Origin of the sequence: Roseibacillus ishigakijimensis (assembly GCF_016595415.1) — a bacterium.
GTDB lineage: Bacteria > Verrucomicrobiota > Verrucomicrobiia > Verrucomicrobiales > Akkermansiaceae > Roseibacillus > Roseibacillus ishigakijimensis.
The window spans coordinates 20,308-29,552 of sequence record NZ_JAENIO010000048.1 but is presented as its reverse complement, the minus strand read 5'-3'; the positions used below and the strand labels follow the sequence as shown (position 1 = coordinate 29,552).

The following is a 9,245-nucleotide window of genomic DNA, read 5'->3' as shown; positions in this document are numbered from 1 at the left end:
GCCGCGCTGCTCGACTTGTCAAGGGAAAAAGGTGGTTTTTGCCAATCTAATTTGCTGGCTACGAATCGGTTAGGCTCTTAACCTGACGCGAATGATGAGGAGGTATTCTTGTTTCCGGGTGAACAGTTTAATTTTGAAATTGATTATCTTGGTTCGTTGAATATAACTCAGTGCAAGGCGACGGAACAGATGGGGTCAGCAACTGTCTTTCTGAAAAAAGATCAAGCGAGTGAGGATTGAGTTTGGTTTTGTTGTTGTAAGTGTCTTTTCATTTGTGAGTTAAGGTGGCAGAGGAGTTGGTGCATGACGGCGTGAGGGCGAGTTTCTTGGCTTTTCCGTTGGCGAGGAGTCGTTGGTAAAATTCTTTAAGGATGGGGTTAAATCTGGAGGCAATAAGGGCGGCCATTTAGAGGGCCTGACGAACTTCTTTTCGGCCTCCAGAGGTGGTTCTTTTTCCTCTGAAGTTTCCGCTATCGCGGTTGAAAGGGGTGATACCCGGGGGTGAGGAAGGCTGTGAATGGTGGATTTATCGAGTTGCGGGCGGTCAAGGAGGTCTTGAGCGAACGGGAGTCATCACGACGAAAAGTCCTTGGAGCAGCCGCTGCCAGATTTGAAGAATTGGGGAAGGGCTCAGGGGAGGATTTTGGAGGCGGAGGCGCGCTGGCAGCGCGCTCCCCTGCTTTCTGGGATGTTTGCCATTTCTCTTCTTTTATCTGAAATCCTGAGTCTCGATTCGTTGAGGGACTCGAACTTTTCATGGGTGTCGGTCTCAAAGGGTTTCGCTTCGACGTCAAAAAGGCCGCTTGGAGAGAGAAGTTTCCAAGCGGCCTTTGTTTGGGGAAGAATGGAGAAGCTTATTCGCCCTCCAGTTTCCTGCTGGCTTGATCCTGAACTCTGGGATCCGGATGCTTTGAGCAGCTGGAGGTTCTCATCGGCCTCATTGTTGGAGACGGAGGAAATACTTCCCGGCATTGTCGAATTCGGCCGCTGGAATGGTCACCGTTGCGGTGCCGGTGGCATCGGTGGTGGCCGCGAGGGGGGAGTCCAATTCGGCGAAGGGGGTCGCCAAATCGGGGCTTTTCAGCACGCGGTAGGCGGTCTCGGGAGAGCCGCTCAGGGTGAGGGTGACTTCACCACTGGCGGCCCGGGAGATGCTGGTGACGAGGGGGGGAAGGGCCGCGACGGCTCCTTCAATCTCGTTGGTCAAGCCATAGAAGTGGAAGGAGCCGTTGCCGGTTTGCGCTCCGAGGGCGATGCGGGCTTCGATGGAGACTTCCTCGCTTTCCGCCGTGTAGGGCCAGGTTAAGAAGTAGGCTTGATCGTTATTGAAGGTGCCCAAGAGGTAGCCGGAGGCATCCTCTGCCAGGCCGCGGTAGGGCACGAGTTCTTCGTCGCCATTGCGGAAGGTCAGATCGACCACGCGACGGGCGGTGACGGGATCGAAGGAGCGGATGTAGAGTCGCAGGAGGTAGTCTTCGCCCGGGGTCAAACCACTGAGGGTGTAGGTCTGGCTCCCGCCTGGGACGTCGCCGTTGCCCGACCAGGTGAAGCTGTTGTAGAGGGCGATGAGCCCGCTTCCGGTTACCCCGCCCATGTCGGCCAGCCATTGCCCGAGATTTTCGGCGGTAGAGAGTTGGTCGGCTCCGTTGGAGGTGGACCAGAGGAAGTTGGGCGGGGAGATGCCCACGGAGACTTCGTCCATGGTCACGCCATTGATGGTCACCCCGGTGCCTCCGCTGAGGGCGTGGGTGTAGACCTTGGTCAGGCTGATGAGGGAGGAGGCATCGTCGGTGACCGGGGTGACGGTGATGGCCGGCACGGCCGATTCGGGCATCACCTGATCGTCGAACATTGCCGCGCCGTCGCTGAGTTGGCTGAGCTCCCAACCATCGCGGGCACCATCACCATCCCAGTCGTCGAGGACGGGGTCGGTGCCGGTATCATTGGCATCGACGAAGAGTCCGGTATTGGTCTCGACCAGATCGCTGAGGCCATCGTAGTCGGTATCCGCGAGGGTGGGATTGGTGGCCGGGCGCAGGGAAGTCGGGTAAAGCTCCGCAAGGTCGCTGAGTTGGTCGCCGTCGGTGTCGGCCTTGGTGGGATCGAGATCGGGATAGGCCCCGAAGCCGACGAACTGGCCCTCGTTGAGCTGGTATTCCTCGGTGTCGGTCAAGGTGTCGCCATCGGCGTCGGCAAAATCCAGCCCACTCAGCACGGTCAGATCCTCGGCCCAGGAGAGTTCCCAGGAATCGGGCAAATCATCCAGATCGTCGTCTTTGGTGAGGCGCAGCCGGTAGGTGACTTCATCGACCTCGCCGCCGCCCGCGGTGCTGGTGGCCCGCACCCGGACGGAGTATTCCTGGCCGTCGGTGGAGGCCGGGCCGGTGAAGTCGCCGGCGGTTTGCAGTTGGTCTCCTGAAATTTGGAAAAGGGCGTTGTCGCTATCGCCTTCTCCGCTTACCAGCTCATAGTTTGCCCCCACTTCATTTCCTGCAAGCCAGGAAACGAGCGAGCCGACTACTGTGCCTTCCGGGTCGCCACTGACGAATTCCTGCCCGTCGAGCCGGGTCAGCAAGGGCACCTCGGTCACCGTTTCGATGGTCAGATTGTCGAGAAAGTTGTCGGGACGATTGGCGTGAAACTCGAAGTGGACGGCATTGCCATTGTCCTCCCAGGTGAAGGCGTCTGCCAAGACCCTTGTGCCGTCGACGGAAGCGCTTATGGAAACGGGCGAGCCATCATCAAAGGACTCGAAGTAGTAGCTGATCTCGACCTCATAGGTGGTCGCTTCACCAGCTACGGGGGCGTAATTTTGCCCGGAAAAGCCGAGGGCGACTCCATTGTCCCAGGATTCATTGCTTTCTCCGCTGGCGGTGAAGCCTTGTCGGATGAGGAAGGCGTAGTCGATGCCTGCTGCGTTCACCCCGGTGTCGCTATTGTTTGTGCCGGCCTTGAGAGCGAGCCACTCGGAGGTGTTGCCGCTGTGGGTCCATTCGTAGCGGAAGGTGAGACCGCCGGCGGCGAGGATGGTCGGGCCCGTGGTCTCCCCGCCCCAGTTGAAGCGGGCTGTCTCTCCGCCAAAGCGAGCGCCCCCGGTGCCGATGAAGTCCAGGCGGTTGCCGGTGATGTTCTGATGGGCGGCAAAGGACTCCAGGGCGGTTTCCCCGGCGGCGAGACCTCCGAGACGGCCCTCGGCGGGAGGATTGAAGGAATTGAGCTGCCCGTCGGCATCGGTATTGAAGGTGTCGGAAAAGAGGAGGGTCTGTGCGGGGAGGGTTACGGCGGTGGCCCCGGCGACGAGAGAAGTTATCAGAGTTGCTTTCATGGTTTTTCAATGGATGGGAACCCTCCTTCCTTCCTTTTCCTCCCGATGACATGACTGTGGGAAATAAGGAGGGAACGAGAGCTCCTCTTTCCCATCTCTTGCGGGAGCTTTTCCTGACAAAAAAACTGCCCTGATCGCTATCGCCTTATCCTGATGCCGAGGGCCTCAGGGGGCGTCTTTCCAGCCCAAGGCCTCAATGCGGGCGAGCTCGGCGGTGATGTCTTCCCCTTCATAGAAAGAAAACCAGCCGTTCAGGACGACGGTTTCGCCCGGTTGGCAGACTGGGATGAGGGGGTCGGCGTGCAGGCAGGGTGCGCTGGCGATCCCCCAGAGGCGGTTGGCGGACTCCCAGCCTGTGATCACCCAGCGGTCTTTCGCCTCGTTGTGGCAGGCGGCGTAGCTGCCTTGGAAAACTTTGTTGTCGAGGGTTTGGTTGGAAAAGCTGGTCATGCCACCGAGGAGGACGCAGTTCTGCGCCTTCAGATTCCGGATGGGCATGGCGGTGTCGTTGGTGATGGTGAGGCGCAGGCGCACCGAGTCGGCCAGGGGGGTGACCTCCACTCCGAAGGAGACCCCGTTGGGCAACTCGCGCCGGTAGCGGTAGGCTCCGGTGGGGAGTCGCTCCCATTCGAGGGAGGGCAATTGGACGCCCTGCAGGCTCCAGATGGTGGGCAGGTCGGAATGGGAGAGGTAATAGTAGTAATTGTCGGAGGAGAGGGCCTCGGGGAGGTCCAGCACGACATAGTCTTCACGCGACCAGGGGGTGAAGACGCTCACTTTGGAGTCGCGCTGGGGATTGACCGCTTTTTCGCGGTTGCCGATGCGGGGATGGCGGCCGCCGGGATAGGGGAGGACGAGGAGCTGGTCGCGCCTATGGTCGAGCTCTTCTCCGGTGATTTCGTATTGGCGCAGGGCGGACTCGAGTTCAGTGGTTTCCAGTCCGGTGGCTGCCCGCATTTCCGCGAGGTTGAAGCCGTGGCGGGACATGTTCTGGAGCCAGTAGCGGAGGTCGGCCGGGGACTTGGGCTTGCGGTGCCAGAGCACGGAGGAAGGGCGGCCTGCTTCCTGGGGGGATGGGGCTCCAGGGGGCGGGCTTTCCTTTTGCCGCAGGATGGCGAAGGAGAGCACGAGAGCGGCCAAAAGAATGGCGATGCCGATGGAAAGGTAGCCCCAGAGCGGGTTGCGGGTGTTGCTGGCCGGGCTCGTCCCTTCCAGGAGGAGGGCTTCGCCTCCGCCGCCGAATTGGGTGGTTTGGCTTTGCCCGATGACGACCCGCCGGTTGCTCCCCTGGCCTTCGATGAGGAGGCGCCGGTTCTGGACGAGTTCCACGCGCGAGGGCCCCAGAATTTGGGCCAGCTTCGAGTTGAACAGGATGCGTTGCGCGCAGTAGTCGGCGGCCGCGGGCTCATTGCGCAGGCGTTCTTCCAAACGGGCATAGCGCTCTTGGTCGAGCTGGCCGTCGATCATGCCATCGACGAGGCTGGCCAGCTCGGCATCGGGCCAGTCTTGCGGACTTGCCATCTCACTCATTGGAGTTCTCCTTTCACTTTGCGCTGCACACAATCACGCAAAATCGTGCGGAGTCGTTCCAATTGTTTGTAGAGGGTGGGGAGCTTGCGCGAGAGGTCGATGGCGACTTGTTCCAGGCTTTCCTTGTCGCCGTCGCCATAGCGGGCTTCCAGGATTCTCCGTTGGTCGGGGGCCAGGTCCTGCACGCAATGCTGGAGGGCCCGGATGGTCTCCCGGTGCTCGTCGCCGGATTCCTCCTCGGCCAGGGCCCGCACCCGGTTGGCTAAAAGCTCCGAGACCTCGGGGTCGAGAAAGACGAGGGAGCGGCCTCCGCTCTTGCGAAGGTAGTTCATGGCCTTGTAGCGGGCGCAGGTGAAGGAGTAGCGGCGGAAGTCTTCCAGTTCCCAGGCGGGGTCGAATTTTTCCCAAGAGACAATGAAGGCTTCCTGCATGCAGTCATCGATTTCGGTCTGGTCGCGCAGGAGGGTGCAGAGGAAGGCGCGCAGGGCCGGGGTGGTATCGGTGACGAAGTGGGAAAACCGGTTGGCGTGTTCGCGAAGGTCGCCAGAATTGGGGTCAGTCAGATCGGCGGAACTCTCCTGCTCCACCCAGGGGTGGGTGGCGGGCGGAGTGAAGGAACGGCCTGATGCTGACGACGACATGGGAAGGGAGAATAGATAAGCTGCCGGGGAGGGAATGGCAACGAGGGTCGGCTCTTTTTCCCTGGTTCCGTCTAGCAGAGCCTTTTCTCTCAGAATGGCTGTCTTTTGTCAAAAAATTGCCGGAGAAGGGAGCTTTCGGAGTGGTGGTTGGCGGGTCGGAAAAAAGATTTCCTTTTCCGTCAGGTTTTCCCGGCGGTGCACATTGTAATGACGGGAGGCCCCTCTTGAGGGGTCGATTTTGTGTCCAACCCATCTAAAAACCCATGATCCGCCCGAATTTGCCAATTTCTATCCGCGAGTCCCGCGGCTTTTCCCTCGTCGTCACCGTCACGCTTATGATTCTTTTGTCACTGATTGCGGTGGGGCTCTTGTCATTGAGTTCGACGGTGGTGCGTTCGTCGCAAGCGGGGACCCACCAAGAGGTCGCCCGGGCCAATGCGCGTCTGGCCCTGCAACTGGCGATTGGTGCCCTGCAGAAGCATGCGGGGTCCGATACCCGGGTGACTGCGTCGGCCAATCTGCTGGAGAGCGACTTTCCGCCCGTGCTGGGGGTTTGGAAAAGCTGGGAAGGGAGCGACCATGTGACCAGCGGGGCTCTCGCTGGCCGGCCCATCGCCCCTGCATACGAGAGCAAGGGCCAGTTGGCGGATTCGGGTGACGGGCGCTTTCTCCGTTGGCTGGTTTCCTCTGCCCGTGATTCGTCCCGCCCGGATGAGGTGCGCCAGTTTGCCTCTAGCTCGCCGCGGGAGGGGGCGGTGCCGCTGCTCGGCACGGGCACCCTGGGAGAGCACAGTGGGAAGGAAGTCTATCTGGAGCCCACCAGCCTTAACGAGAACTCGGGGGCTTTGGCCTGGTGGGTTTCGGGAGAAAACCAGAAGGCGCGGCTGCCGGAGCCCTACGAGCCGGAGGAGGGCGGGGCCGCGCAATGGTCTGTGCTGGCCCGTTCCCATGCGGAGGCAGATCCGGGGGTTTTTGAGCTCGATGATTTGCTTGAGGATGCTTCCCCGGTGCGCAAGACCGTTTCCCTGCCTTCGCTCGACCTTCTCCGGGAGGGTTCGCAATCTCCGGCGGGACGTCATTTCCACGATTTGTCGGTTTCCTCACGGGGCTTGCTGACCAATGTTGCGACCGGGGGATGGCGCAAGGATTTGTCACTCTTCACCGAACGATGGGACAACTTGCCCCGGAACAATGTTCCGGTTTTTCAGGTCACCCCGGAGCGGGCTTTGACCATGGAGCGCCCGCAGAGCCGGGCGGTGCAGGCCTCCCGCTCCCTCTTGTATCCCTGGTCCGGCTACCGGGGGGGCTTGGGATCGGCACCCATCTATCAACATGGTGCGGTGGCCAGTTGGCACCATCTCAAGGATTGGATGACCTTTTACCAGAACGTCTCCACCGATGCCTCGGGGGTTCCGATGGTGGTCAATCGATCCTACGATATCGCCAATACGCAGACCGCCTTTCAGTTTCTCCACCAGGTGAGAGTGGCCCCCGTCATTGCCCGGATGCACTGGGTGTTTTCCCACTATTCCAAGCCGGCCGCAGAGGAGACGAGCACGGGGACGCACGAACTGCACTTGCTGGTCAATCCCGTCATCACGATGTGGAATCCCTACAACGTCACCCTGCGGGCCTCCACTCTGCAATTCCGCTTGGAGCGCAATTTGCCGGCTGCCTTCAGTTACCAGATCGGTCGCGCGGACCGGCGCTACCGCAGTCTCCTGGCGGGTAGTGAGAGCAAGGGCTTTTCCGGGATGTCCACCCACAGTCGCATGGTTTGCACCATTCGCCGCCCATTCTTGCTTGGTCCCGGGGAGAGTGTGGTCTTCAGCGCGGCTTCCAGCCAGCCGGTCTTGACGGCCCGCACTTCCGAGCTGGAGCTGGCCCCTGGCTACCAGCCCTCCGGCGGCCTTCTTTTTCCGGTCAAGGAGGTGGGGGGAAATGTCGCCACCGTGCGGGCTAGCGACCCGATTCGGGTCAATACCCGCTTCGATACTCCTTACAACGACATCAGCGAGGGAGTGGGCATCTATCTCGATATGGGGCCTGCTAATTCGAACGAGCGCTACCTGGCCTACCGCATGGTCTACTCGCGGGAAATGGCGCGGGAGGTCTATCCCGACAAGACTGCGGATGAGTTCACCCAGCCCACGGTGGGCGAGGTCGATGGCAATCCCGTGCCCTTTCTCTCCACGGTATTCGGCACTCGCTTGGCCTCCGAGTCCCATCTCCCAGCGCGGGGTTTCTTGCAATCGAGCCCCTTGGTCAATTACACGGCCATGGGTTCGAAGTCCGTGGTGGAGACTGATATTGCCTTTGAATACCCCGGAGTCCTGCATCCAGTGAACTCGCCTTTCGACTACAGCTTCATCGTGCATGCGCCGGGGGATAGCCGGTTACCCAACAGCAGTGCGGAGGCGAACGAGGGGTATATCGTGAGTGGTTTCGACAAGAGCACGGGGCTGAGCCGGGTGATCGCCGCCGAGCTGCCCTTGCGGCCGCTCTGCTCCCTGGCCGAGCTGCAAAACTGGGATCTGCGCTACGAAAATCCCATTCCGCCTTATCAGTTCAATCTCATCGGCAATAGCAATGCCACGCCCTTGCTCCCGCCCAATGATGTGGTGAACCGACGGGCGCCCAGTGGGGGGCAGAATTTGCAGCACGATGATGCCTACTGTGCAAATCATCTCCTTTTTGATGATTGGTTTCTCTCTTCCATCGCGACCCGGCCCGCTGACTTCGGGCGGGGGGGCGAGTCGGCCCAAGAGGTGGTGGAGAAGTTTCTCGCTGGCGAGCAGCCCCTCGACAATCGGGCCTACCGGGCGGTGCGTTCTGGCGGTGATCGGGATGAGGAAGGCCTGGGGCAAGTGATCACGAGCGATGAGGGCTGGCAAAAAGTGGCCGCTCATCTGGAGGTGGAAGGCATGTTCAACGTCAATTCTGTTTCGGTGGTGGCTTGGCGCGCTCTCCTCGGGCATGCCCGGGGCCATCGGGTGCCCTACCTGGCACCCTCGGCCAACGGGTCGGCGGTGACGCTATCCGGGGAGACCGATTTTGCTTTTTCGCGCTTCCCGGTGGCGGGCGATACCGAGGCGGGCACGCCCGGTTACTCGGGGGCATTTCCCGAGAGTTCGGAGTTCACTGGCTATCGTCGCTTTGAGGAAGGGATGCTGGATGGGTTGGCAGAGGAGATTGTCGAGCAGGTCCGTCTGCGCGGGCCCTTCTTGAGTTTGTCCGAGTTCGTTAATCGTCAGCTGAGTTCCGGGGACCTGGCATTGGCGGGTGCGGTGCAAACGGCCCTCGATGAGCTGGGAGAGGGGGGCGGCGGGCTCTACGGCACTTTGGCGGCTCTCTCGCGTGATGCCGGGTCGGCCCAGCTGCCGGAAGCCCAGCGGGCGGCCTACGCCTTTCCCGAGGCGGCGGAAGGAGAGAGTGCCTTTGGCCTCCCGGGCTGGACGCGCCAGGCCGATGTCCTGCGGGCGATCGCGCCCATTCTCTCGGTGCGGGACGATACCTTCACCATCCGGGCCTATGGCGACTCCCGGGACCGCAATGGCCGCATTGTGGCCACCGCGACCTGCGAAGGGCTCGTGCGCCGACAGCGCGAGTTCCTCGATGCCAGCGAGGACTTTGCCCGCACCGGGGCTCCCGAGGTGGAGGCCAACCGCCAGTTCGGGCGCCGCTTTTCTCTCGTTGCTTTTCGCTGGTTGAAAGACAGCGAAGTGTGACCATTCTCTCAAATGACAACT

At 61.0% G+C, this 9,245-nt stretch carries 4 protein-coding genes and 1 pseudogene; 1 reads left to right on the top strand and 4 read right to left on the bottom strand.

The annotated features are described in order from the left end of the window. Nucleotides 1-221 precede the first annotated feature (221 nt). From JIN78_RS17365 to JIN78_RS14770, 4 genes and pseudogenes are all read right to left on the bottom strand, one after another. Nucleotides 222-490, bottom strand: a pseudogene (locus JIN78_RS17365) (transposase); the annotation flags it as partial. A 447-nt stretch (nucleotides 491-937) separates the two neighbouring features. Next, on the bottom strand, nucleotides 938-3,325 hold the full coding sequence (locus JIN78_RS14780) for a hypothetical protein (RefSeq protein WP_200392765.1): 2,388 nt from the start codon (nucleotides 3,323-3,325) through the stop codon (nucleotides 938-940). 165 nt (nucleotides 3,326-3,490) lie between these two features. Then, the gene (locus JIN78_RS14775) at nucleotides 3,491-4,846 is read right to left on the bottom strand and encodes a hypothetical protein (protein WP_200392764.1); all 1,356 of its coding nucleotides are present in this window, start codon (nucleotides 4,844-4,846) and stop codon (nucleotides 3,491-3,493) included. 5 nt (nucleotides 4,847-4,851) lie between these two features. Beyond that, nucleotides 4,852-5,496, bottom strand: a complete 645-nt coding sequence (locus JIN78_RS14770) for a sigma-70 family RNA polymerase sigma factor (RefSeq protein WP_200392763.1) — start codon at nucleotides 5,494-5,496, stop codon at nucleotides 4,852-4,854. A gap of 278 nt (nucleotides 5,497-5,774) precedes the next feature. Between JIN78_RS14770 and JIN78_RS14765 the strand changes: the two genes are divergently transcribed. Beyond that, entirely contained in the window at nucleotides 5,775-9,224 is a 3,450-nt protein-coding gene (locus JIN78_RS14765; protein ID WP_200392762.1) for a hypothetical protein, read from the top strand. Nucleotides 9,225-9,245: the final 21 nt, after the last annotated feature.